Raw genomic sequence first — 23,990 nt, forward strand, 5'->3', positions numbered from 1 at the left:
CCATGGGGGACCGATCGGATATCGCGTTCGGCACCTCGGGCCTGCGCGGACCCGCCTCCGGGTTCGACGCAGCGCTTGTGGATGCCCATGTGGCGGCCTTTGCGCGCGTGTGTCTCGAGCCGCATCACAATCGGCTGCTGATCGGGCGGGACCTGCGGGCCTCAAGCCCGGAGATCGCGGCTCTGGTTGCGGCCAGCGCCGTCCGGCTGGGACTCGCGCCGATCGATTGCTGTGCGGTTCCCACCCCGGCCCTGGCGCTGGCGGCCGCGCGGGCAGGCATGCCCGCGATCATGGTGACGGGCAGCCATATCCCCGCCGACCGGAACGGGCTCAAATTCTACCGCCCCGAAGGCGAGTTGCGCAAAGCCGACGAGGGGCCGATCGCACGGATTGCGGCCGATCTTCTGGCTGCCGATGGCTTGCCAGACCGCTTGCCGGACCCGATGTTGCCATCGCCGGCCGGCGAGGACGCGGCGGAGCGCTATTGCCGGCGGTTCACCGACTGGTTTGCGCCCGATGCGCTTGCCGGGCTCACGATCGGGGTGTTCGAGCACTCCTCGGTGGGGCGCGACCTGCTCGTTGCCATTATCGAGGCGCTTGGTGCCACCTGTCACAGGTTCGGGAAAAGCGAGTCCTTCATTGCGGTCGACACCGAAGCGGTGGACGCCGAACATCTTGCGCAGATCAGCGCGGAAATCGCACGGCATGGGCTGGACTGCGTGGTCAGCACCGATGGCGACGCCGACCGGCCGCTGCTGGTGGACGGGGCGGGACGCCAGATCGCCGGGGATGTGCTCGGGGCGCTGACCGCGCGGGCACTGGGGATCGAGGCGATCGTCACCCCCATCACCTCGACCACAGCACTCGAGGCGTCGGGGTGGTTTGCGCGCGTCGTGCGCACCCGGATCGGATCGCCCTATGTCGTGGAGGCCATGGAGGCACTCGGGGATCGGCCGGTTCTGGGGTTCGAGGCCAATGGGGGCGTGCTGACCCTGGGCACGGTGCATAGCGGGGAGCGAGAGCTGGGGCCGCTGGTGACCCGGGACGCGGTGCTGCCGCTGGTTGCGGTGCTTGCCGCATCCGTTGCCGCCAGCCGTACCCTGACCGAAATGGCCGCGGACTTGCCCGCCAGAATCATGGCGGCCGACAGGGTGCGCGATGTCGATCCAGAATCGGGGACGCGGTTTCTCGACAGAATACAAAAGGACCGCGCGGCGCGCAGCAAGCTCCATGCCGAACTTGCCGGCGTTGCGGCCATCGATCTGACCGACGGGGTGCGGCTGACGCTTCAGGATGGCCGGATCGTCCATTTCAGGCAGTCGGGCAATGCGCCGGAAATGCGCTGCTATGTCGAGACCGGTTCGGCCGGCGAGACGGCCGAGCTCCTCGGAGCGCTGATCGCGCGCATGAAAGACAGTCTGGGCGAGGAGATCGAGAGCAGATGAGCGATATGCAGGGCAAGGTCACACCCGTCATCATGGCGGGCGGAACGGGAACGCGGCTGTGGCCGCTTTCGCGGGCCTCGCGCCCCAAGCAGTTCCTGGTGCTCACGGGCGGCACGACGCTTTTCCAGCAAACCCTCGACCGGGTCTCGGACCCGGACCTCTTTAATCCGCCCGTGGTGGTCACCAACGCCGATTACCGGTTTCTGGTGGCCGAACAGGCCCGGGAGGTGGGAATTGCACTCGGGGAGATCATTCTCGAGCCCGAAGGGCGCAACACCGCGCCGGCCCTGCTTGCGGCAGCGCTGGTGGCCGACGCCCGCCATCCGGGTGCGCTGATCTACGCCCTTCCCTCGGACCACAGGATCGTCCGGGACGCCGCCTATGACGCGGCGCTCGAGGCGGCGCTTGGGGCTGCGCACGATGGCCTGCTCGTGACTTTCGGGATTGCGCCCACGAGCCCCGAGACCGGCTTTGGCTATATCGAAGTGGGCCCTGCGCTTTCGGGCGGCCTGCACCGTGTGTCCCGGTTCGTGGAAAAACCCGACAGGGATCGGGCGCAGGCGATGCTTGATACCGGCGGGTATTGCTGGAATTCGGGAATGTTCGTCTTTTCCGCGAAGGCGTTCGCGGCGGAATGCGCGGCATTGGCCCCCGAGCTGGCCGAGGCGGTCGAGCCGGCGGTGGCCGAGGCGCGGCGCGATCTCGATTTCCTGCGATTGGATGCAGCGGCCTTTGCGCGCGCGCCGTCGATTTCAGTGGACTACGCGATTTTCGAGAAAACCGAAAAGGCCGCCGTGGTGCCCGCGGCGCTCGACTGGTCCGATCTTGGATCCTGGGATGCGGTGCACAAAGCCGGCGATCGGAATCAGGAGGACACGGTGTCCCGGGGGCCGGTGACGCTCAATGCGGTTTCCAACGCGCTGGTGATTTCCGAGCGCCATCATGTGGTCGTGGACGGGCTCGAGGACATCGCGGTGCTCGCCAGCGAGGACGCGGTCTATGTGGGGCGCCTGTCGGCTGCACAGGGCGTGGGCAAGATCGTGGCGAGGCTCAAAGCCGACGCGCGCACGCGCGGGCTGACCGAAACTCACATGACGAGCTACAGGCCTTGGGGCGGATACAGCTCGGTGCTCCATGGCGAGCGTTTCCAGGTCAAGCGGCTTTTCGTTCTGCCCGGAAAGCGGCTTTCGCTGCAAAAGCACCATCACAGGTCCGAGCACTGGGTGGTGGTCAAGGGGACCGCCGAGGTGCATGTGGACGGAGACACCCGGATCCTGGGCGAGAACGAGAGCGTCTACATCCCTCAGGGCGCGCTCCACCGGCTGACCAATCCGGGCAGGATCATGCTCGAGGTGATCGAGGTGCAGACCGGGTCGTATCTGGGCGAGGACGACATCGTGCGGATCGAGGACGAGTTCGGGCGCTCGGACGGGTAGAGCGGTTCCAGCGACAGCACCCCGTCAGAGACCGGGAGCTCTCTTATCCCCGGTCCCCGGGGCGGTGCGATAGTTGCCGGCACGGGCGAAAGCGCCCGCGTGCAACTGCAAGGAAAATCCGTCCATGTCCCAAAATCTCAATGGCCGCGCGCCGGCCCAAAGCGCGCCCGCCGGGCACGCCATCTCCCTCACTCCCAGCGACGCGGTCGAGATCGGCCAGCCGGTGAGGGGCCTTTACGTGGGCGCCACCGGAGACCTCGCCGTCGAGATGGCTTCGGGTGAGGCGGTGATCTTTGCCGCGGTGCCGGCGGGTTCGATCCTGCCGGTGCGCGTGCGCAAGGTGCTGGCGACCGGCACGCTCGCTTCGGCGATCGTGGGGCTGGTCTGAGATGGGCCCTGCACTCGATCTCACCAGCCGCCGACCGGGCCCGCCCTGGTCGCCCGATGCGCTGGTGGCGGCCGATTTTCCCGCCCGCAACGGGCTTTTCGAGGGCCGCAACGTGCCGGTGCACGAGGCCTTTACAGTCTCGCGGTCAGCAAGCCGGCTGTGCCGGGGGCCGGATGGAGACTGGGCCACGGTGGGTCCGGACGTCCCGGCGCTCGAGCCCGGCGGGCTTTCGGTCGAGCCCGAGGCAACCAATTGGGTGCCCAACGGGGCGCTCGCGGGCGCGTTCGCGAGCACCAATGACGCGCTCAACGGCCTGCCGACCGGCTGGGACCGGGTCCGCTTCGACGGCGTTGCAATCAAAGGCCGGGTGCTCGAGACCGGCACCTGGATGGGATTGCCCTCGATAACGGTGCGGCTCTGGGGCGAATCGAGCGTCGATGACGCGGAAATCCGGGGGTTCACCTGGGCCGATACGGCCAGCAACCTTGTCGTCGCACATGGTGAGAGGGTGCAGGCGAGCGTATTTGGCCGGGTCGTTGGGGGGAGCCTGGCCAATATCGACCTGCGCCAGAGGATCACGGAGCGCACGGGGGCGGGGGACTTCCTCGCCAAACGGCTGGCCAGCTTCGACCTTTCGGCCACCGAGCGGCCCTCCCATGTGTTCACGATCGGGCACGCCAATGCAGGCCTCGTGCTCTCGGGGATCGAGATCGGGTTCTCCGGTGCTTTCGACTGCACGCTGGAGATTGCGGCCCCGCACCTGGTCGTGACCGACCAAGCCGTGCCGACCTCTCCGATCCTGACATCGGTCGGGCCGGTGACACGGCAGGCCGATATCGTGGTGCCCGCGTCAGAGCCTCTGGCCGGGACGGCGCACTTCATGCGGCCGGAATCCGGCCAGATCCACAGCGCGGCCCTCTCGGGCGCCCCGCTCGGCGCTGCCATCCTGGGCACCGGCACCATCGAGCGGCTGTGGTTGGTCTGAGCCAATGCGCCTGTGACCGGCAACGCGCACGAACGCGTCAACGAGCGCCCGGTAGGCGGGGGGAGGCAAAAGGCAGCGCATGGCCTGGCGCAGGACGATGCGCGGCGCGATCCTGCCCTCGACCGCGCCGCCGATAAGGTGGCCGATGGCCTTCGGCCTGCTCGATCCCGACAACTCGCGGGCTAGAACCGTGACGCGATAGCCGGCCCGGGCACGGGGGGAGAGCATCATTCCCGTCGTCTCGAGCCAACGGGCCGCGCCCTCGGGGTCGAACCGTTGTGAGACCCGGGCATGGGCTGTGCGATCGGTCCAGACGGTCAGTGGCTCGGCCAGCATTTCAAAGCGCGCGCCAGCGCGGGCCGCACGGAGGCAGAAATCGGGATCCTGCCCCTTGCGCAGGGCGGGGTCGAAAAGCACCCGTGCAGCGAGGGCGCGCGAGAGAACGAGCGTGGAGGTCTGGATGAACTGGTTGGCAAGAAAGAGGTAGTCGCCCACATCCTCGTCGGGTCCGATGGCCCGGTCCGGGCGGACCCAGACCCGGCCCGGCTCGCGCTCGACCAGAGCGGGCGCGTAGAGCACACGGTCCGGATCAGGCGCCCGGCCCAGCGCGCGGCGCATGGTCAGGAGCTTGTCGGGCAGGAACATATCATCGCTGTCCAGAAGCGCGATATAGCGCCCCTTGGCGGCTATGATCCCCGCATTGCGCGCGGCGGGCGCCCCGGCTCGGTGCTGGGTGACAAGGATGAAGCGGGAATCGTCGAGCCGTGCGAGCTCATGGGCGATGGCAAGGGAGTCGGGCGAGCCGTCATCGACCACGATGCATTCGAGATCGTGCCAGGTCTGGGCCCGGACCGATGCGAGGGCCTGCCGCAACGCCTCGGGGCGGCCGTGGCAGGGAATGACCACCGAAAAGAACGGGCGCGGCGGGGCGATCATCGGGCCGGGACACCATGATGGTCGAGCATGCGGGATCTGTACGTCTGGTTTTGCCTGGCGGCGGCGGCGCAAGTGGCCAGCACGACCAGAAGGACGATCCACACCGGATTGGCGCGGTCGAAGAGCGCGGTCTCGAGCAGATTGAGCGCAAGGGTAAATCCGGCCAGCACCAGAGCGATCGTGGCGGAGGGTGGATCGGCGCGCCCCAGCGCCCCGAGCCCGCGCCAGAGCACGCTCGCAAGGGCTGAAAGGGCCAGAACGAGCCCCACAAGGCCTGTGGAGAGCGCGATTTCGAGATAGCCCCCATGAGCGTGGGGGGCATGGGCAATCCAGCCCTCCCCGGGCAGAAGCGTTCCGGCTTGGAACAGGGACCCGAACCCCGAGCCGGCGAGCGGGGACTCGAGCAGGCCGGGAAGGAGGGCGGCCCAGAGATCGGTGCGCCCGGTCAGCCCGCCCCGACTGGCGTCGGGGTCGGCGAGCATCATGGTGAGGGCGAGGACCGCGAGGAACCACATTGCGGCCCCGCCCACGAGCGTCGTACGTGCAAGCCGCGCCACGCTGCGGGTACGCGCGATATGGCCAAGCACCAGGGTCAGCGGCACAAGGGCGACGACGAGCCCCTGGGGCGCCTTGGCCTGTGAGACAATGAGCGCGAGGCCGCAGAGCACCACCGCGAGCGCACCGGGGAGCCCTGGCCGTATCCGCACCCGGGCAAGCATGGCCAGGAGGGCCATTCCCGCCACGGCGCCAAAGAGGTTCTTGTGATAGAACAGCCCGCGGACGGCGCCGGCCACCGCTTCGGTATCCCCAGGCTGGTGGATGGCGCGCTCGGGCCAGAGGAGGGCCGCGAGCAATCCCAGGATCGTGATGCCGGCCAGGGAACGGCAGAGAATGTCCAGCACCCTCGAGCGGGGCATGTGTGCCGCCGCGATCATGGCCACCGCGACGATGATGATTGTGAGCGCGAGCCGACGCAGCCCGACACCGGGCGCAGCGGAGAAGCCGAGCGTTACGAGGCACCACGCGAAAAAAAGCCAGACCATCGCCGGGGTGGCGGTGATTATAGAAAGCGGTGCGCGCCACAAGAGTGGCAGAATGGCCGCCGCGAGCAGCGCGGAAAAGAGAAGCTGGCGGACCGGATCGCCCTCAGCGGCATTGCCCATCATGGCCAGCGCCGTGCGCTCGGCCAGCGGATAGGTGCCTATAAGGCAGGCGAGCAGCAAGGCCCACAAGAGACCCGCATAATAATCGGCGCGCGCGATTCTCATCGGGCCGCTCTCTCATGGCCCCGCGCGATGGCGGTTCGCAAGCCCTCGAGGCGTCCGGCGGCCCGGGCGAGGCGCAGTCTGGCTTTCATGGCGCGGGCCCCGTCGCCGCGCGAGAGCGCCAACCCGGCCCAACCCGCTGCCAGCCCCAGCGGCAGGCGCAGAACGGCCTCGGCAGCCGCCCGGGGCCCGGCGGCCAGGGCCAGGGTCGTATCGACCTGCCCGATTCCGGCCGCCCGGCGGCTTGCCCAGTCCCTGTCAGCGCGCTCGGGCGGAATGGTTTCATACGTGCGGGCGTCCGAGGCAAAGGCGAATCGGGCGCCCGCGGCACCGAGGGCTGCAAAGAACGCCTTGTCCTCCCCGCCCGTCGCGGAAAAGGCGTCCGAAAAGCGCAAGCCCTGCGCCCGCGCGAGGCTTTTGCGGGCCAGCAGCACGCCCCCGGCGCCAGTGAGAGGGCCACAGAGGCCGTTGGCGCGCCGGCGTCGCCAGTAGAGCTCGAGCCCCCGGCTCCAGGCCGGGACAGGACCGGCGAAATCGGGAATGGTCCACCCGCCGACGATGTCGGCTCCGGTCCGGGTCTGCATCTCCAACAGGGCCTCGAGCCAGCCGGGGCCGACCCATTGATCGTCGTCGAGCATGGCGAGATGACTGGCCGTGGGGGTCTCGTGAAACCTGTCGAGAAGCGCGTTCCGGGCCCGAGCAATGCCCGGGGCGGGCACATCGAGGACGTCAACGCGATGGGGGTAGCCTGCCTCGCAAACCGCACGCGCGGCCAAGCGGCCAGCGCCGCCCTCCGGATCGTTCTCGGCGATGACGATCGTGATGTCTCGCCCGCCCTCGAGCAGCGCCAGCGAGGCCAGAAGTCGGGTCAGTCCACGCGGACGCCTGAAGGTGGGGATAGCCACCATGATCCGGGCCTCAGGCATCGGCAAGGCGCTCCCGGGCCGAAAATTTCGCGCCGAAGGCGCGGGCGATGCCTGCCGCCAGGGCCAGTTCACCGGCCACAATCCCCAGAGCGGCCAGCGCCGGCAGCCCGGGGGCGCACAGGACAACAAGAAGGGTCGCGCCCAGCGCTACGGGGGCAGCCCTTAGCGATGCCATGGCGAGGGGGCGCAGGGCACCTTCGGCCTGGAGGGCGACGCTCTGGGGCGTGCGGAGCGCGCGCAGGACCGCGCCCGCCGAAACCAGAGCCAATGCCGTCCAGAGAAGCGATGGGGAATAGCCCTCGCCCCCGATCTCCGGGAGGACTGCAACCAGGCCCGCGGCAGCGAGGAGATTGACCGCCACGGCAAGGGCTGCGATTCGCCCAAGCACCTCCATGCGCCGGTCCGCCTCCAGCCGGGCGCCACGCCTGAGGCAGTCGGCGAGCGCGGGCCGTTCGAACCCCACCAACGCCATGAGCACGACCCCGAAGGGGCGCAAAAGGAGGGTGGCGAGGGCTATGGGCGCAAAAGCGGCGGGGCCCAAAACGAGGGTGACGACATAGGCGTGCCCATTCGCCGCCATTTCCGCACCGGCGACGCCGAGAAGCGCCCATCGCCCGTGCTGGCGGGTGAGTGTGATGAACGGGGCCAGCGGAGCCTTGAGAGCGGAACGCAATGCTGTGCGGTGCGCCAGGGCCGCAAGACCGAGCGCGAGCAGCATGGCCCCTGCCATGACCTTCGCCACGGTTGCGGGGCCCGTCGCGCCGGTGAGTACGAGGACAACGAGACCCGCAAGCGTCAAAGTGCCGGTGAGAAGATCGGAGCGGACGGCGCGGGAGGGTGCGAGCAGCGCGAGGTCGAGACTGCGGAAAAACCACCTCAGGAACGCCGCCCCCGCCCAAAAGCCCAGAGCCAGCGCGAATGTCTGCGGGCCACCGAGCAGGACGGCGCTCGCCCAGACGAGTATGCCCGTGAGCCCTGAGAGGACCAGCGCGGCGAGGACGCAGGCGGGAACGAGGCGGTTATCGCGCTCCCCGGTTCGCGCGAGGGCAACGACAAGCGGAGTGGCAAAGAGCGCGTTGCAGAGTCCCTGGCCGAAACCGGACAGCACCACGCAAAAGGCAAAAAGGCCAAAGAGCGCTGGCGTCGCGCTCTGCTGGACGAGGACCATGGCCACCAGCCCGGCGGCCGACAGGACGAGCGGCCCGGTGAGCGGCAGGAGCCGGCCTGACAGCAGGGATAGGGTACGTCCCGTCATCCCTGCCTACTCCTGGGTGTGCCGCGCAGGACGACAAGCAGCGCGTGCGGGATCGTCCGCAGATAACGGCCCACGAGATAGCGCGGGCCTGTTGCCATGCGGTGCAGCCATTCGAGATTTGCGCGCTGCATCCAGAGCGGGGCGCGTCTGTAAGTCCCGGCGAGAAAGTCGAGGCATCCCCCGCAGGTGACGATCCATCCGCAACCGACCCGATCACGCAGGTGGAGCGCGAAAATCTGTTCTTTCGGCTTGCCCAGCCCCACCAGCACCAAATCGGCCCGCGCGGTGCGAATGGCCTCGACGATGCTCGTTTCGTCCTCCGGAGCGAAATAGCCGTTCCGCCGCCCGGCGATGACGAGACCGGGATGGGTGAGCGACAGGCGTCGGGCCGCCTCGGCATTGACCGTCTCGGTGGCGCCCAGAAGGAACAGGCGCAGCCCGTTGGCCGCGGCATGGGCTGCAAGGTCGTGGACGAGATCGGTGGTGGCGCTGCGTTCGGCAATGGTCGGTCCGGGCAGAAACCGGGACAGGGTGACGAGGAAGCCGCCATCGGCGTGCACGACATCCGCGCTCCCCAGCGCCGTGCGATAGGCCGGGTCCTGTTCACGGAGCGAGAGGGCATGGCCGTTGACGTCAAAGACAAGTCGTGGCCTCGGGGTCTCCGCCCGGCGTGCGGCAAGACAATCGGCAACCATGAGCCGGGCGAGCCGGTCTCTCGATGCCGTCGAAATGTCGAGGCCGGCCAGCCGCGTGGTCTCCCCGGTCTGCGCAGATATCGCCACGCCGAGCCCCCTCTGCCGGTTAACGATCCGTCAACCATAACCGGGGCGCCCGGGCCTGGCGAGTCAAACCGGCGGGGTAGCTACCGGGCGGCCGACCGGCTGGCCGGAGCGCAGAAGGGCCGGCCTTCACCGATATTGAAATAGTCGAGGCCCGCGCGCTCGACCTCCTCGCGTCGGTAAACGTTGCGCAGGTCGACAAGACGGGGCGTGGCCATGCTCTTGCGGATGCGGTCCAGATCGAGGGACCGGAACTGGTTCCACTCGGTGACCAGCACCATGCAATCGGCGCCCTCGGCAACCTCATAGGCGTTCTGGGCGTATTCGATTTCCTCAATGGTCGACCGGGCCATGTCCATGCCCTCGGGATCATAGGCCACGATCACCGCGCCGGCGTCGCGCAGCATCTGGATGATGGCGATCGAGGGGGCGTCGCGCATGTCGTCGGTGTTGGGCTTGAAGGTGAGACCCAGGATCCCGATGCGCTTGCCGCGCACGCTGCCGCCGCACGCGGCGATAACCTTGCGGCCCATGGCGCGCTTGCGCGTGTCGTTGACCGCGACAGTGGTCTCGACGAGCCGCAACGGCGCATCGTGGTCCTGCCCGGTCTTGACCAGCGCAATGGTGTCCTTGGGAAAGCACGACCCGCCATAGCCCGGCCCGGCATGGAGGAATTTGGACCCGATCCGGCCGTCGAGCCCGATGCCCCGGGCCACGTCCTGGACATTGCCCCCGGCCGCTTCGCACAGATCGGCCATCTCGTTGATGAATGTGATCTTCATGGCAAGGAAGGCGTTGCCGGCATATTTGATAAGTTCCGCGGTGCGCCGGCCGGTAAACATCAGGGGCGCCTGGTTGAGATAGAGCGGGCGGTAGACCTCTTCCATCACGGCGCGGGCGCGCTCGTCCTCGAGGCCCACCACGATCCGGTCGGGGCGCTTGAAATCCTCGATGGCGGCGCCTTCTCGCAGGAATTCGGGGTTGGAGACCACGACCACGTCTGCATCGGGATTGGCCTCGCATATGATGCGCTCGACCTCGTCGCCCGTGCCCACGGGAACGGTGGACTTGGTGACCACCACCGTGAACCCCCTGAGCGCGCGCCCGATCTGGGCCGCGGCTTCATGAACGTAGGAAAGGTCGGCGTGACCGTCGCCCCGCCGCGAGGGCGTGCCCACGGCGATAAAGACCACGTCCGCATCGGAAACGGCGGGTGCCAGTTCGGTGGTGAACGAAAGCCGGCCGGCCCGGGCGTTGTCGGCAACCAGGGCAGCGAGTCCGGGCTCGTAGATCGGCATGTCGCCCTGTTCCAGGCGGGCGATCTTTTCGGCGCTGACATCCACGCAGACGACCTCGTGGCCGAAATCGGAGAGGCAGGCCCCGCTCACCAGCCCGACATAGCCCGCACCGATCATGGTAATCCGCATTCCGATGTCTCCTTGCGCGAGGGGCGCTCGAGAGCGGCCCAGCGTTTGTTCCGATGGCGCCGCCGAGCGAGATACGCCTATCCGTATTTTCTGGCAGCGCCCTGATTATCACCGCTCCGCCATGGGCAAAACCCGGAGGGTTGATCGGGGTGCACTTTTTTGCCCCGGGGCCAGCGGACTTCTCATGGGCGGGGAAACCCGATAGGAGGGGCCGAACCATCTGGCAGGACTCGGAGTGTCCATGCGCATCCTCGTCACAGGCGCCGCAGGCTTCATCGGATTTCACCTCAGCCGGCGCCTGATCGCCGATGGCCATCTGGTTGTCGGCTTCGATGGCATGACCCCCTATTACGACGTGGCCCTCAAGGCGGCGCGGCGCGATATCCTTGCCTGCAGCAACGGCTTTCGGATGCACGAAGCCATGCTCGAGGACACCGCCGCGCTGGCGGCCGCCGCCGAGGACTGCCGGCCGGACGTGATCGTGCATCTGGCGGCACAGGCGGGGGTCCGTTACAGCCTCGAGAACCCGCACGCCTATGTTGAGTCCAACCTCACGGGCACCTTCAACGTGCTCGAGGTCGCGCGGGAGCACCAGCCCGCCCATCTGCTGGTCGCCTCGACCAGTTCGGTCTATGGCGGAAACACGCAGATGCCGTTCCGCGAGACCGACACCACGGACGCACCGATGACGCTTTATGCGGCCACCAAGCGCTCGGGAGAGGCCATGAGCCATTCCTACGCCCATCTGTGGGGCCTGCCCACGACGTGCTTTCGGTTCTTTACCGTCTACGGACCGTGGGGCCGGCCGGACATGGCGCTGTTCAAATTCGTCGATGCCATGGAAAAGGGCCAGCCGATACCGGTCTATGGCGAGGGCCGCATGTCGCGGGACTTCACCTATATCGATGATCTGGTGGAATCGATCGTCCGGCTCATTGCCCGCGCGCCCGAGCGCGACAAGCCGATCGAACTTGCAAAGGGCAGGGATTCGCTCTCTCCGGTCGCGCCCTGGCGGGTGGTCAATATCGCGGGAGGCCAGCCTGTGGGCCTGATGGACTTCATCGAGGCCATTGAGGCGGCGACGGGCATCAGCGCCGAGCGCGAGATGCTGCCCATGCAGAAAGGGGACGTGGAGGCGACCTTCGCGGACCCCGAACTGCTCGAAGCCCTTACCGGTTATCTGCCATCCACCCCGGTCCCAGAAGGCGTTTCCGCCTTCGTGGAGTGGTACCGGCAATGGCGGCGGACAGCTCTATGAGGCGCGCCTGCCCCAGACCCGCGATGGTGTCATCGCGAGAATCCTGAGGTTGAGCGCCAGCGATACGTTCTGGACATAGGCGATGTCGTGGTCGAGCCGGGCGATAGCCTGGCGCTCGGTGTGAACCGGGCCGGTGAGACCATGAATCTGTGCCCAGCCCGTCAGGCCTGGACGCACAGCGAGCCTTGCATCGTAGGTCGGGCAGATATCGCGATAAAGTCCGGCGCCCGCGCGCATGTGCGGGACGTGGGGACGCGGGCCGACCAGCGACATGTCTCCCATAAGAACATTGAACAGCTGCGGCAGCTCGTCGAGCGCCTTTTCGCGCAGCATCCGGCCCACTTCGGTGATCCTGGGATCATCCCACCGGACCGGATCGGCTCCTCGGGAATCGCAATGGCAGACGTGAAACGTCCTGAACTTGACGATCCGGAAGGGGCGGCCGACCAGCCCTTCGCGCTCCTGGAAAAAGAACGGATTTCCGCGGCTGCCGGCCATCACATGAAGCGCGATGCCCACCATGAGCGGGGACAGGGCCACGAGCCCGAACAGGCTGACAAGGATGTCGATCGCCCTGATGGCCCCGCGCTCGATGAGGCCCATGCTGGACGATCGACCGGCCAGCGGTCGGCCTGCGTCCAGATAGACCTCGAGGCCCGAGGGCCGTTGCCGGCTTCGCCGTCCGGCCATTGCCCGAGTGCCCGGGCGCGTGCTCGCGTCCCGCCCGCTGCCTTGGGAAGCAATGTAGGCCATGTCTGCAATGCTCCTCGTCTCCGGGTGTCAAACCAACCCCAAGTTGAACTGCTCGCCCCTCTTATGGCTTGTCAGTAGTTTTGCTTAAAATTGATGCGGGGCGACCCCAAAATTGAGGCACGCCGATCACATCGGCTTCCCTCCACAGGTTCTGCACAGAGTTTTCCACAACGCCAAAATGCAAAAAACCCCGCCGCCTCTCGGCGACGGGGCAATCATCAAACTCGAAAATTCGATGCCGGTGGGCGGATCAGCCCTCGGCGTCTTCCTTTTCGATTTCCTTGCCGGTGGCCTGATCGACCACCTTCATGGACAGGCGAACCTTGCCGCGCTCGTCAAAGCCGAGGAGCTTGACCCACACCTTGTCGCCTTCCTTGACGACGTCGGTGGTCTTGCCTACGCGCTGATCGGCGAGCTGGGAGATGTGCACCAGACCGTCGCGCGAACCGAAGAAGTTCACGAAGGCACCGAAATCGGCCGTCTTGACCACGGTTCCCTGATAAACGACGCCCACTTCGGGCTCGTCGGTGATCGACTTGATCCACTTGATCGCCGCGTCGATGGCCTTGCCGTCCGAGGAGGCGACCTTGACGGTGCCGTCATCCTCGATGTTGACCTTGGCGCCGGTCTTCTCCACGATCTCGCGGATGATCTTGCCGCCGGTACCGATCACTTCACGGATCTTGTCGGTCGGGATCTTGAGGGTTTCGATGCGCGGCGCGAACTCGCCGACTTCCGCACGGGCCGAGTCGATGGCCTTGGCCATCTCGCCCAGGATGTGGTTGCGGCCTTCATGGGCCTGGGCCAAGGCGACCTTCATGATCTCCTCGGTGATCCCGGCGATCTTGATGTCCATCTGGAGCGAGGTCACGCCCTCGGACGTACCGGCCACCTTGAAGTCCATGTCGCCAAGGTGATCCTCGTCACCCAGGATGTCCGAGAGAACGGCGTACTTGTCGCCCTCAAGGATCAGGCCCATGGCAATGCCCGATACCGCGCGCTTCATGGGAACACCGGCATCCATCAGGGCCAGCGAGGTGCCGCAGACGGTCGCCATCGAGGACGAGCCGTTGGATTCGGTGATCTCGGAGACAACGCGCAGGGTGTAGGGAAATTCCTCGGCCGCGGGACGAACGGGGTTGATGGCGCGCCAGGCGAGCTTGCCGTGGCCGATCTCGCGACGGCCGGGCGAGCCGACGCGGCCGGCCTCGCCCACTGAGTAGGGCGGGAAATTGTAGTGCAGCATGAAGTTCTGCTTGGACGTGCCCTCGAGCGAGTCGATGAACTGCTCGTCCTCGCCGGTGCCCAGCGTTGCGACCACGAGGGCCTGGGTCTCGCCACGGGTAAAGAGCGCCGAGCCGTGCGTGCGGGGCAGAACCCCGACTTCGGACTGGATCGGACGGACCGTGGAGAGGTCGCGTCCATCGATACGGATCTTGGTGTCGAGGATGTTCCAGCGCACGATCTTGGCCTGGAGCGACTTGAACACGGCGCTGACCTGTTCAGGGGTGAAGCGTGCCTCGCCCTCTTCAGGCAGGAAGTGCGCCTTGACCCTGGACTTGACCGCGTCGACCGCAGCGTAGCGGGTCTGCTTGTCGGTGTTCTTGTAGGCAGCGCGCAGGTCGTCCTCGACGAGCTTGAGCATCTCGCCCTCGAGCTCGGAGTGATCCTCGGGGGTGAACTCGCGCGGATCCTTGGCAGCCAGTTCGGCGAGCTTGATGATCGCGTCGATGACCTTCTGGCTCTGGGTGTGGCCGTACATCACGGCGCCGAGCATCACGTCCTCGGGCAGTTCCTTGGCTTCTGATTCCACCATGAGCACCGCGTCATGGGTGCCGGCCATGATCAGGTCGAGCTTGGAATCGGACCGGCGGTCGATGGGCGTGTTGAGCACGTATTCGCCGTCGATATAACCCACGCGCGCCGCGCCGATCGGGCCCATGAAGGGAATGCCCGAAATCGTCAGCGCTGCGGAGGTGGCGACCATGGCGAGCACATCGGGCTCGTTTTCCATGTCGTGCTGGAGGACCGTGACGATGACCTGGGTCTCGTGCTTGTAGCCGGCGGGAAACAGCGGCCGGATGGGACGGTCGATCAGACGGCAGATGAGGGTCTCGGATTCGCTCGGCCGGCCTTCGCGCTTGAAAAAGCCGCCCGGGATCTTGCCGGCTGCGAAGTATTTTTCCTGATAGTTGACCGTGAGCGGGAAGAAGTCGACGCCCGCTTTGGGCTCCTTGGCCGAGACGACGGTGGCGAGGACAACGGTCTCGCCCAGGGTGGCGACGACGGCGCCATCGGCCTGGCGGGCGACCTTGCCGGTCTCGAGCGTGAGCGGCTGTCCGCCCCAGTCGAGTTCGACCTTGTGGTGATTGAAATTGATCGTCATTGCGTCATATCCGAATTTTCCGCGCCCCTCCCACCGGATGCCCGGCAGCAGCGGGAGGCGGATGCCGGCCCTTGCAAGGAACATGGACAAGACGGCGAGAGATTTCGCATGCGGGGGGAAGCGAAATCTCCGGCGATCCTGCCATGCCCCGGGAGCGGGGGCAGGCGGTTCATGTGCCGGGCGGCCGAATTGCCGGACCGGCGGGTCGCGCCTTTCGGGATCGGAGGACCCCAAAGGCGGGAGTGCGGATATGGCCACTGGCCGACCCGCACTCCGTGCACTTTCCTAGCGGCGGATGCCGAGCCGGGAAATCAGCTTCTGATAGCGCGCCTCGTCGCCACGCTTGACATAGTCAAGCAGGCTGCGACGGGTCGAGACCAGCTTCAGGAGGCCGCGCCGGGAGTGGTTGTCCTTGGCGTGGGTCTTGAAGTGCTCGGTCAGGTTGGTGATCCGCTCGGTGAGGATCGCAACCTGGACTTCCGGAGAACCGGTATCGCCGTCCTTGGTCGCGTAATCCTTGATGAGCTCAGCCTTGCGCTCGGGTGTAATCGACATCGGACAATCCTTTCGAGATCGAGGAAAGTGGGACGCCAGGACCGGGATGTCGTCCAGCCATGGCCATGGAAAAACCGACAGGCGGGAGACGTCCCACTGCCGATTGCGCTCCATATAGTCCAATCGTGGCGAAAAGAGAAGCCCCGCCGCTGTGGGGGGCCTATCGGGCACGAGGCGGCAGAGCCTCTCAGTTGCCATCCTCGTCGTCGGTATCCTCGGAATGCTCGCGGTCGGGATCGATCTTGTCGAGGGGAATCGAGAACACCCACTCGATGCCGTCGTCGTGGACGAGGCGCTCGACGTCGGCGGCAAGCGTGCCCCCGACCATCTTGGTGAGAACCACCGTGCCAAAGCCCTTGCGATCGGACGGGGGGACGAACCCGGGCAAGTGCTCGCGCCAGGAAAGGTGCAGCCGGGCGCCCCCTGCCCGGTTCCAGTTCACTTCCAGCCTGCCGTCGGGCACCGAGAACGCGCCGTATTTGGACGCGTTGGTCGCCATCTCGTGCGCGGCCATGCCCAGAACCTGGGCAGCCTGGACGTTGAGCCGCACCGCGGGGCCGGTCTTGACGATCCGCGCGGGGTCTTCGGGGCGGAAGGGGTCGATCTGGGTCTTGATGAGCTCACGCAGGCCGATACCGGTTGCGCCCTGGGTGACCAGGAGATCGGTGGAGCGGGCGAGGCCGATGATACGGTGCTGGAAGTTTTCTATGAACTGCTCGACCGAAGCCGAGCCTTGCGCGGTCTGTTTGGCCATCGAGGAGATGACCGAAAGCTGGTTCTTGGCCCGGTGGGCCAACTCGCGCATCAGGAACCGGACCTCGGCATCGGCCTCCCTGCGCTTTTCAGCGGCATCGGCAAGCGCGGTCGAGACCAGCGCCAGCTCCTTGACAGGATAGTCGACGGGGGCGATGGGCTCTCCGGCGCCAAAACTGCGGGCCTGCCGGGCAAGACCGCGCACAGGACGGGCGATCTGCCGGGCAACAACCGATGCCACAAGCGCGGCCAGACCGGCTATAGCCAGCCCGCCGAACACCAGCCACAGCAGGGTGGTGCGCAAGGGGCTGGCGACGACCGAAACAGGCGCCCATGCCACCACGTACCAGCCGGTGAGCACCGAGCGCTGGGTGATCGTCTTGTAGCTCTCGCCCTCGACCTCACGCTCGCGCCAGCGTAGCGACGTCCCGGACCCCTCGACAAGCGGAACAAAGAGCTGTTCGCCCGATTCGGCCGTATCCTGGGAGGCGGCGATCACCGTGTTGGTTCCATCCACGAGCGCCACGTGCCAGCCCGTTGCCAGCTCCCGCGTGAGCAGGGCATTGGCGAGGTTGCCAGCGTTCTGGGTCAGGATGACCACCTCTCTGCCGCCCCCGCCGCCGGGTCTCTGGATCATGACGTTGAACACCCAGTCCTCGGCGGTATTGCCCCAGAACAGCGGAGAGACCACCGCATCGGTGGTCTCGAGCGCCCGTCGGGCCGATGAGGGATCGGACATGGGGCTGAGCGGAGAGCCGTAGGGCACTCTGGTATTGAGCAGCTGGTTGAAGTTCTCATCGATCAGGATGAGATCGGAGCCCGTGCCCTCGAGCGCGGCCTGGGCGTGGCCGTGGAAGCGGGCCAGGTCGTTGTCGGCCAGCGATTCCACCGTCGCGAGCACCCGCAGGGTGGTGATCATCCCCGCGATCTCGCGCTCGACGGACTGGAGAACCGAGCGCGTGGTGGCGACGGTGAAGGTCTCCACCACCTCTTCCTGGGCGATGTTGTTCCTCTGGAGCAGAACCCCGGAAAAGGCGAGGACCGGCACGAGGATGATGGCCATCAGAAGGGCAAGGTAGAACAGGATCGGCCGCGCCTTACGCGAACGCTTCGGGCTCGGTCTGTCGGGGGATGTATCGTAAGCGGGAGAGGACATGGAGGCAGGCCAGAATGGTCATCGGGGCCATCCGACACCCGGCCGCCCTAGTTGACAAAAACTTTAAGACCATGCCCCGGCCGGGTAAAGTGCTGCCCGGTCACACCGAAGGCAAAATCACCCGGCGGGGCTTGAACTGGCCGTTTTCCACATGGCCGACCGCCACCGCTTCACCTTTGGTGCTCGCCCATGCCGGGTCGAGTTCGACCGGGGCGTCCCGGCCCACGAGAAGCACGGGATTGCCGAGCCGGATCGTCATGGCCTGGCGGGCGTCGACCCGCACTTCCTCGACCTCTCCAAGCCCGGCTGCGACCGGCAACAGCATGGCGTCGCGCTCGTCGGGCGATGCAGCCTCGAAGGCGGCGAAATCGACCGCTGAGGCCTCGCCGAACACGCCGACGCGGCTGCGCCGCAGGGCGCCCACATGGCCACGCGTCCCCAGAGCGAGGGCCAGATCGCGGGCGAGCGCGCGGATATAGGTTCCCTTGGCGCAGGTGACCTCGAACCGGGAGCGCTCGGGGGTGTGATCGAGGAGATCGAAGGCGTCGATCTCGACCGTGCGCTCGGGCAGGTCGACCACCTCACCGGCGCGTGCCAGATCATAGGCTCGTTCGCCGGCGACCTTGAGAGCCGAGAACTGCGGGGGAATTTGGGTGACCGCGCCGCGGAACGCGGGAAGCGCAGCCTCAATGTCCTCACGGGTCGGCCGGTGATCGGAGGTCTCGATGACCTCGCCCTCGGTATCGTCGGTGCTGGTCTGGCTGCCCCAGACGAGCTCGAATACATAGACCTTGGTGCCGTCCTGGACGAAGGGCACGGTCTTTGTCGCCTCGCCAAAGGCAATGGGCAGAAGGCCCGTTGCGAGGGGATCGAGCGTGCCGGCATGGCCGGCCTTCTTGGCCCCCATCAGCCAGCGCAGCTTGCCGACCGCCTCGGTCGAGCTCATGTCATAGGGCTTGTCGAGCACCAGCCAGCCCGAAATGGCGCGCTTGACGCGCTTTTTCTGTTCGCTCACCTGCGATCGCCTCTTGTTGGTGCTTTTTGAATTGCTGCGCTCCCCGACCGGGTCCGTGTGGCCACGTTCCCGGCAGCGCTTCAGTGGTCGTCGCGCTCGCCGGGCTCGTCGTCCTCTTCTCGCGGGCCAAGGTCGCGCTGCACGCGCTCGGACCGGAGAATCGCATCGATACGGCCGAACTCGTCGAAGGTGGTGTCCACGAAGAACTTGAACTCGGGCGCGAATTTGAGTTCGAGCGCGGGGGCAAGGCGGCCGCGGATGAACCTGGCATGCTGGTTGAGCGCCTCGGCGACTTCCTGCGCATGCTCGCCGCCGAGCGGCATCACATACACATTGGCGAGCTTGAGATCGGGGGTCATGCGCACTTCGGGCACGGTGACCGTCACCGTCTCGAGCAGATCGTCGATGATCTCCCCGCGCGCAAGCATGGCCGACAATTCCTGTCGCACGCGTTCTGCGACGCGCAGCATGCGTTGGGAAGGACCGGTGGTTTTCGTGTTACGTGCCATTGGCGCGGACATAGGCATGATCGGCGCGCGCGTCAATCATCGTGTTGTGCGCCGCGCTCGCGCTCGAGGATCGCGGCAAGGCCGGCCCGGTAGTCGGGATGGATGAAGCGATAGTCCAGCGCCGTGCAGATCGCGGCGTTGGAGAGCTTGCGGTTGTTGGCGTAAAAGCTCCGCGCCATGGGCGAGAGATCGGCGCTCTCAAAGTCGATTTCCGGCGGAGGGGCGACGCCCAGCAGCGCCGCTGCGTGGGTGATGACGTCCTGGGGCGGGGCTGGTGCCCCGTCCGCGACGTTGAAGAGCCCCTCGAGCCTGCGCTCGGCGGCGAGCGCGGTGATCCCGGCGATGTCGTCCACATGCACGCGGTTGAACACCTGGCCGGGCTTGACGATGCGGCGCGCATTGCCGGCCCTGAGCTTGTCGAAGGCGGAGCGGCCCGGGCCGTAAATCCCGGCGAGCCGGAGGATGGCGAGGGGCACATCGCGTTTGTGGGCGAGCGCCCGCCATCCGGCTTCTGCCTCAAGCCGGCGCGCGAGCCGGGCATTGGTGCCCGCGACCTCTGCGGTTTCGTCGATCCAGCCGCCATCGGAGCGGGTATAGACCCCGATGGTGGAATAATAGCCGATCCATGCGAGAGTGCGATTGTCGGCAAGGTCCTCGCCAAGCGCCGCAAGCCCGGGGTCTCCGGCCTTGTCGGGCGGAGCCGAGACGAGAAGGTGGCTCGCCGATCGTGCGGCGGCGCGCAGCCCCTCGTCGGCGCCGTCCTCGGTCAGCACGTGCGCCTCAAAGCCCCGTTCGGCCTGTAGGGCGCGTGCCTCGGGGGTGCGGGCGGTGACAATCACGGCCATGTCGGGATGGCTGGATCTGAGCCGGGCGATCGCGGCCCGGGCGGAATATCCCGCGCCGATGACGAGAAGGGTCATTGCAGCCATTCGGAACGCACCTCCGGGTCGGTTTCCATACCAAGGGCCTTCTCGCGCAAGGGCGCGAGCCGGGCCGGGCTCGCCAGCTCGCCCAGCGCCCATGCGGCCATGCCGCGCACCAGCGGGCTTTGGGCCTCCAGATGGGCGCTCACCGGTTCGATGAGCGCCTCATCGCCTGAATTGCCGGCGGCCACGAGACAATTGCGCATGAAGCGGGCCCAGCCCAGACGCTTGACCGGGGTTCCGGCAAAAAGGCTGCGAAAGCCCGCATCATCGAGGCCCAGCAGATCGGCCAGCCTTGTGTCCGAAAGGGCCGGATCGAGCGCGAGGCGCATCTCGGCCGTGGCGCGGGCGAACTTGTTCCAGGGGCAGACGGCCACGCAATCGTCGCAGCCGAACACGCGGTTGCCCATGGGCTTGCGATAGGCGCGCGGGATCTGCCCCTCGTGCTCATTGTTGTAGTAGGCAAGGCATTTGCGCGCATCGAGCCGGAATGGACCGGAAAACGCGTCGGTGGGGCAGACATCGAGGCAGCGCGTGCAGGTGCCGCAGTTTTCCGGGTGCGCCGGGTCGGGAGGCAGCTCGGCATCGGTGAAGATGGTGCCCAGAAACAGGAACGATCCATGCCGGCGCGAGACGAGCACGCTGTGCTTGCCCTGCCAGCCGATGCCGGCGGCCTCACCCAAGGGCTTTTCCATGACCGGGGCGGTGTCGACGAAGACCTTGACCCGGGCATCGGCGCGCCGGGCCAGGAGGCCCGCCAGCTCCTTGAGCTTGCCCTTGATCACCTCGTGATAGTCGCGCCGCCGGGCATAGACCGAAATGTTGCCGAGCCCGGAATCATCGAGGCGGGCCATGGGATCGGTGGGCGGCGCATAACTCATGCCGAGCACGATCACCGAGCGCGCCTCCGGCCAGAGCGCCCGGGGCGCGCCGCGGCGGTCGGCGGTCTCGGCCATCCAGACCATGCCGGCGTGCCAGCCCTCATCGAGCGCGTGCCCGAGCCGCCCGGGCAGATCGGGGCGGTCATCGGCGGCGGCTATGCCGAAGGCATCAAATCCCAGAGCCTCGGCTCGCGCCTTGAGTTCGGCGACGATCCTGCCGGCATCAAGGGTCAAAAATCGAGATCCGTGTAGGTTCGCGAGGCCGGCATGCCCACCACCCGATCGGCCAGAAGCGTCCGGAAGGCGGGGCGGGACTTGATCCGGGCGTACCAGTCCTTGGCCTCTCCGGCCTTGTCCCAGTCGATATCGCCCATATAGTCGAGCGTGGAAAAATGCGCAGCGAGTGCGAAATCGGCCAGGGTCATGGTGTCGCCGGCAAGCCAGCGCCGGGTAGCCAGAAGCCAGGAGAAATAAGCGAGGTGTTCGCCCAGATTGGCCTTGGCGATCCGCAGGACCGCCGGGTCCGGTGAACCCGAGCGCATGGCGCGCTTGATCAGTTTTTCCTCGAGCAGATAACCGGTGACTTCATTGCCGAGCTTGATCAGCACCCATTCGAGAAGGCGCCAGGTCTCCGCCTTTTCCCCGGCATTTTCAGGCAGGAGCGATTCCACGGGGCCCTCGGGGCCGAAATTGGCCTCGATATGGGCAATGGTCGCGAGAATGCCGACGATGGGCGGGAACGGCTCGTCGAACATCACCGGGACGGTCGCCGCCGGATTGACGTCGAGGAACTCGGGCTCGCGCCGCCAGGGCGCGGTCTCCACCAGTTCGATGCCCACGCCGTATTCCGCGAGCATCAGGCGCACGAGGCGCGAGGAGGGATCGAGGGTGTGGTGCAGCAGGGTCGGCATGGACGAGGGGCTCGCACGCAGGTTTGTGGATGGAGCCTTTCTCGATCGTCCCAAGGGAAATCGAAACGTCGGCTCCACATATGTCGGGTCTCCGGGCCGGAGCGAGGGCTTCGGTCTGTCCTGGAGAGCTTCGAGGCCCGGACACCGCGCGAGTGTGCGCGCGGACCGGGCCACCGATCAAGTTCTTTGTGCCGACGGCCCCTTGGGCCGGTCAGGCGTCAGGATGCTTGAACACCAGGGTTGCGTTGGTGCCTCCGAACCCGAAGCTGTTGGACAGGACGCAGGCCAGATCGACGTTGTCGCGCCGCTCGCGCACGATCGGCATGTCCGCGAACTCGGGGTCCAGTTCCTCGATATTGGCGCTCTCGCAGATGAAGCGGTTGCGCATCATCAAAAGCGAATAGATCGATTCCTGCACGCCGGTGGCGCCGAGCGAATGGCCCGTGAGCGACTTGGTCGCCGCGATCGGCGGGCACTTGTCCTCATTGCCGAAGACTTCGCGCAGCGCCTCGATCTCCTTGCGGTCCCCGACCGGGGTCGAGGTGGCATGTGGATTGATGTAGTCGATGGGCACGTTCACCCCGTCAAGAGCCATACGCATGCAGCGCATGGCGCCCTCCCCTGAGGGGGCCACCATGTCATACCCGTCCGAGGTCGCGCCGTAGCCGACGATTTCGGCGAGGATTTCGGCGCCGCGCGCCTTGGCATGCTCGAGTTCCTCAAGGACCAGAACGCCGGCACCGCCCGCGATCACGAACCCGTCGCGATTGGCGTCATAGGCGCGGGAGGCCTTGTGCGGGGTATCGTTGAAGCCCGAACTCATGGCACCCATGGCATCAAACAGGTTGGACATGGACCAGTCGAGGTCCTCATGGCCGCCGGCAAAGACCACGTCCTGTTTGCCGAGCTGGATCTGCTCATAGGCATTGCCGATGCAGTGCTTGGAGGTCGCGCAGGCCGAGGAGATCGAGTAGTTGACCCCCAGAATGCCGTACGCCGTGGCAAGGGTGGCAGACGCCGTCGAACTCATGGCCTTGGGCACGGCGAGCGGGCCGATGCGCTTGGGGCTCTTGCGCTCGCGGGTGATATCGGCGGCTTCGACGACGGCGCGAGTCGAGGGTCCGCCCGATCCCATCACGATCCCGGTGCGGGGATTCTTGATGTCGGTATCCTCGAGGCCGGACATGGCGATGGCTTCGCGCATGGCGATATAATTCCATGCCGCCCCCTTGGCCATGAACCGGGTCGTGCGCCGGTCAAGCACCTCGAACGGATCGAGAGTCGGGGCCCCATGGACCTGGCAGCGAAAGCCGAGCTCCACGTAGTCGTCGGCCCGGGTAATCCCGGGACGGGCCGCCCTGAGGCTGTCGAGCACCTCGGGGATGTTGTTGCCGATCGAGGACACAATCCCCATGCCGGTCACCACAACACGCTTCATCAGAGCCTCTTTCGCATGTCTTGTTCTCTATCGGCCAACCGGTGACCGACAAAACGGGTCATTATAGGGCATTGAGGTCGGTAAAAAGGCCGACCCTCATGTCCTTGGCCACATAGATCGTCTTGCCATCGGCTTTCACCCAGCCATCGGCGATCCCGAGGGTGAGCTTGGAGCGCATCACCCGCTTGATGTCCACGCCATACTCGACGAGCTTGACATCGTTGGTGATCTGGCCGGTGAACTTGATTTCGCCGCCGAGCGCGCGTCCCCGGCCCGGTCCGCCCGACCAGCCCAGATAAAAGCCGGTCATCTGCCAGAGCGCATCGAGCCCCAGGCACCCGGGCATCACCGGATCGCCGTGGAAATGGCATTTGAAGAACCACAGGTCCGGGTGAACGTCGAGCTCGGCACGCACCTGGCCCTTTTCGTATGCGCCGCCCGTCGAATCGATCACCGGGATGCGGTCGAACATGAGCATGGGCGGAAGCGGAAGCTGGGCGTTGCCTTCACCAAACAGTTCTCCACGGCCGCAGGCCAGCAATTGGTCGTAGTCGTAGCTGTTGGCGCGCTCTTCCATCATCGCCCTTTCGGTGTTGTCGGGAAATCTGTG

At 66.6% G+C, this 23,990-nt stretch carries 21 protein-coding genes; 4 read left to right on the forward strand and 17 right to left on the reverse strand.

The window, feature by feature from the left end; translation table 11 throughout:
- Positions 1-2: 2 nt before the first annotated feature.
- The 3 genes from EO136_RS14405 (at position 3) to EO136_RS14415 (ending at position 3,269) form a co-directional block, all read left to right on the forward strand.
- Complete coding sequence (locus EO136_RS14405; protein WP_127145089.1) at positions 3-1,445, forward strand: phosphohexomutase domain-containing protein; 1,443 nt, start codon at positions 3-5, stop codon at positions 1,443-1,445.
- Positions 1,446-1,450: 5 nt separating this feature from the next.
- Positions 1,451-2,881 carry a mannose-1-phosphate guanylyltransferase/mannose-6-phosphate isomerase gene (locus EO136_RS14410; RefSeq protein ID WP_127145196.1) on the forward strand — a complete coding sequence of 477 codons (1,431 nt, stop codon included), beginning with the start codon at positions 1,451-1,453 and terminating at the stop codon, positions 2,879-2,881.
- A 124-nt stretch (positions 2,882-3,005) separates the two neighbouring features.
- Entirely contained in the window at positions 3,006-3,269 is a 264-nt protein-coding gene (locus EO136_RS14415; protein WP_127145090.1) for a spike base protein, RCAP_Rcc01079 family, read from the forward strand.
- Positions 3,270-4,119: 850 nt separating this feature from the next.
- Here the strand turns inward: EO136_RS14415 and EO136_RS18985 are convergent.
- From EO136_RS18985 to EO136_RS14445, 6 genes are all read right to left on the reverse strand, one after another.
- Positions 4,120-5,190 (reverse strand): glycosyltransferase family 2 protein, encoded by a 1,071-nt coding sequence (locus tag EO136_RS18985; RefSeq protein ID WP_127145091.1) that lies wholly within the window; start codon positions 5,188-5,190, stop codon positions 4,120-4,122.
- Complete coding sequence (locus EO136_RS14425; RefSeq protein WP_127145092.1) at positions 5,187-6,458, reverse strand: O-antigen ligase family protein; 1,272 nt, start codon at positions 6,456-6,458, stop codon at positions 5,187-5,189. The genes EO136_RS18985 and EO136_RS14425 overlap by 4 nt, the downstream gene beginning before the upstream one ends.
- Positions 6,455-7,381, reverse strand: coding sequence for a glycosyltransferase family 2 protein (locus EO136_RS14430; protein ID WP_127145093.1), 927 nt, complete (start codon positions 7,379-7,381; stop codon positions 6,455-6,457). Before EO136_RS14430 ends, EO136_RS14425 begins: the two co-directional genes overlap by 4 nt.
- Positions 7,374-8,636, reverse strand: coding sequence for a hypothetical protein (locus tag EO136_RS14435; RefSeq protein WP_127145094.1), 1,263 nt, complete (start codon positions 8,634-8,636; stop codon positions 7,374-7,376). The genes EO136_RS14430 and EO136_RS14435 overlap by 8 nt, the downstream gene beginning before the upstream one ends.
- The gene (locus EO136_RS14440) at positions 8,633-9,418 is read right to left on the reverse strand and encodes a WecB/TagA/CpsF family glycosyltransferase (RefSeq protein WP_206513339.1); all 786 of its coding nucleotides are present in this window, start codon (positions 9,416-9,418) and stop codon (positions 8,633-8,635) included. The genes EO136_RS14435 and EO136_RS14440 overlap by 4 nt, the downstream gene beginning before the upstream one ends.
- 80 nt (positions 9,419-9,498) lie before the next feature.
- The gene (locus tag EO136_RS14445) at positions 9,499-10,842 is read right to left on the reverse strand and encodes a UDP-glucose dehydrogenase family protein (RefSeq protein ID WP_127145095.1); all 1,344 of its coding nucleotides are present in this window, start codon (positions 10,840-10,842) and stop codon (positions 9,499-9,501) included.
- A 241-nt stretch (positions 10,843-11,083) separates the two neighbouring features.
- On the opposite strand from EO136_RS14445, the gene EO136_RS14450 reads away from it, so the two are divergent.
- Positions 11,084-12,100 carry an NAD-dependent epimerase/dehydratase family protein gene (locus tag EO136_RS14450; RefSeq protein ID WP_127145198.1) on the forward strand — a complete coding sequence of 339 codons (1,017 nt, stop codon included), beginning with the start codon at positions 11,084-11,086 and terminating at the stop codon, positions 12,098-12,100.
- Here EO136_RS14450 and EO136_RS14455 read toward each other — a convergent pair.
- From EO136_RS14455 to fabA, 11 genes are all read right to left on the reverse strand, one after another.
- Complete coding sequence (locus EO136_RS14455; RefSeq protein ID WP_127145096.1) at positions 12,095-12,853, reverse strand: sugar transferase; 759 nt, start codon at positions 12,851-12,853, stop codon at positions 12,095-12,097. The two genes, EO136_RS14450 and EO136_RS14455, sit on opposite strands and share 6 nt — an antisense overlap.
- Positions 12,854-13,103: 250 nt before the next feature.
- Positions 13,104-15,239 carry a polyribonucleotide nucleotidyltransferase gene (gene pnp / locus EO136_RS14460; RefSeq protein ID WP_127145097.1) on the reverse strand — a complete coding sequence of 712 codons (2,136 nt, stop codon included), beginning with the start codon at positions 15,237-15,239 and terminating at the stop codon, positions 13,104-13,106.
- 285 nt (positions 15,240-15,524) lie between these two features.
- A complete protein-coding gene (rpsO, locus tag EO136_RS14465; protein WP_127145098.1) occupies positions 15,525-15,794 on the reverse strand; it encodes a 30S ribosomal protein S15 in 270 nt (89 codons plus the stop codon).
- Between the two features lie 187 nt (positions 15,795-15,981).
- Positions 15,982-17,703: a sensor histidine kinase gene (locus tag EO136_RS14470; protein WP_127145099.1), complete on the reverse strand. Its 1,722-nt coding sequence runs from the start codon at positions 17,701-17,703 to the stop codon at positions 15,982-15,984.
- A 100-nt stretch (positions 17,704-17,803) separates the two neighbouring features.
- Positions 17,804-18,718, reverse strand: a complete 915-nt coding sequence (gene truB / locus EO136_RS14475) for a tRNA pseudouridine(55) synthase TruB (protein WP_127145100.1) — start codon at positions 18,716-18,718, stop codon at positions 17,804-17,806.
- 80 nt (positions 18,719-18,798) lie between these two features.
- Positions 18,799-19,227, reverse strand: coding sequence for a 30S ribosome-binding factor RbfA (gene rbfA, locus EO136_RS14480; RefSeq protein ID WP_127145101.1), 429 nt, complete (start codon positions 19,225-19,227; stop codon positions 18,799-18,801).
- 32 nt (positions 19,228-19,259) lie between these two features.
- On the reverse strand, positions 19,260-20,156 hold the full coding sequence (locus EO136_RS14485) for a Rossmann-fold NAD(P)-binding domain-containing protein (RefSeq protein ID WP_246018391.1): 897 nt from the start codon (positions 20,154-20,156) through the stop codon (positions 19,260-19,262).
- Positions 20,144-21,265, reverse strand: coding sequence for a tRNA epoxyqueuosine(34) reductase QueG (queG, locus tag EO136_RS14490; protein ID WP_127145102.1), 1,122 nt, complete (start codon positions 21,263-21,265; stop codon positions 20,144-20,146). Before queG ends, EO136_RS14485 begins: the two co-directional genes overlap by 13 nt.
- A complete protein-coding gene (locus EO136_RS14495) occupies positions 21,262-21,942 on the reverse strand; it encodes a glutathione S-transferase family protein (RefSeq protein ID WP_127145103.1) in 681 nt (226 codons plus the stop codon). The genes queG and EO136_RS14495 overlap by 4 nt, the downstream gene beginning before the upstream one ends.
- A gap of 211 nt (positions 21,943-22,153) precedes the next feature.
- Positions 22,154-23,380 (reverse strand): beta-ketoacyl-ACP synthase I, encoded by a 1,227-nt coding sequence (gene fabB / locus EO136_RS14500; protein ID WP_127145104.1) that lies wholly within the window; start codon positions 23,378-23,380, stop codon positions 22,154-22,156.
- Between the two features lie 61 nt (positions 23,381-23,441).
- Positions 23,442-23,957 carry a 3-hydroxyacyl-[acyl-carrier-protein] dehydratase FabA gene (gene fabA / locus EO136_RS14505; RefSeq protein WP_127145200.1) on the reverse strand — a complete coding sequence of 172 codons (516 nt, stop codon included), beginning with the start codon at positions 23,955-23,957 and terminating at the stop codon, positions 23,442-23,444.
- Positions 23,958-23,990: the final 33 nt, after the last annotated feature.

It is taken from the genome of Pelagibacterium montanilacus (genome assembly GCF_003992665.1).
Lineage (GTDB): Bacteria > Pseudomonadota > Alphaproteobacteria > Rhizobiales > Devosiaceae > Pelagibacterium > Pelagibacterium montanilacus.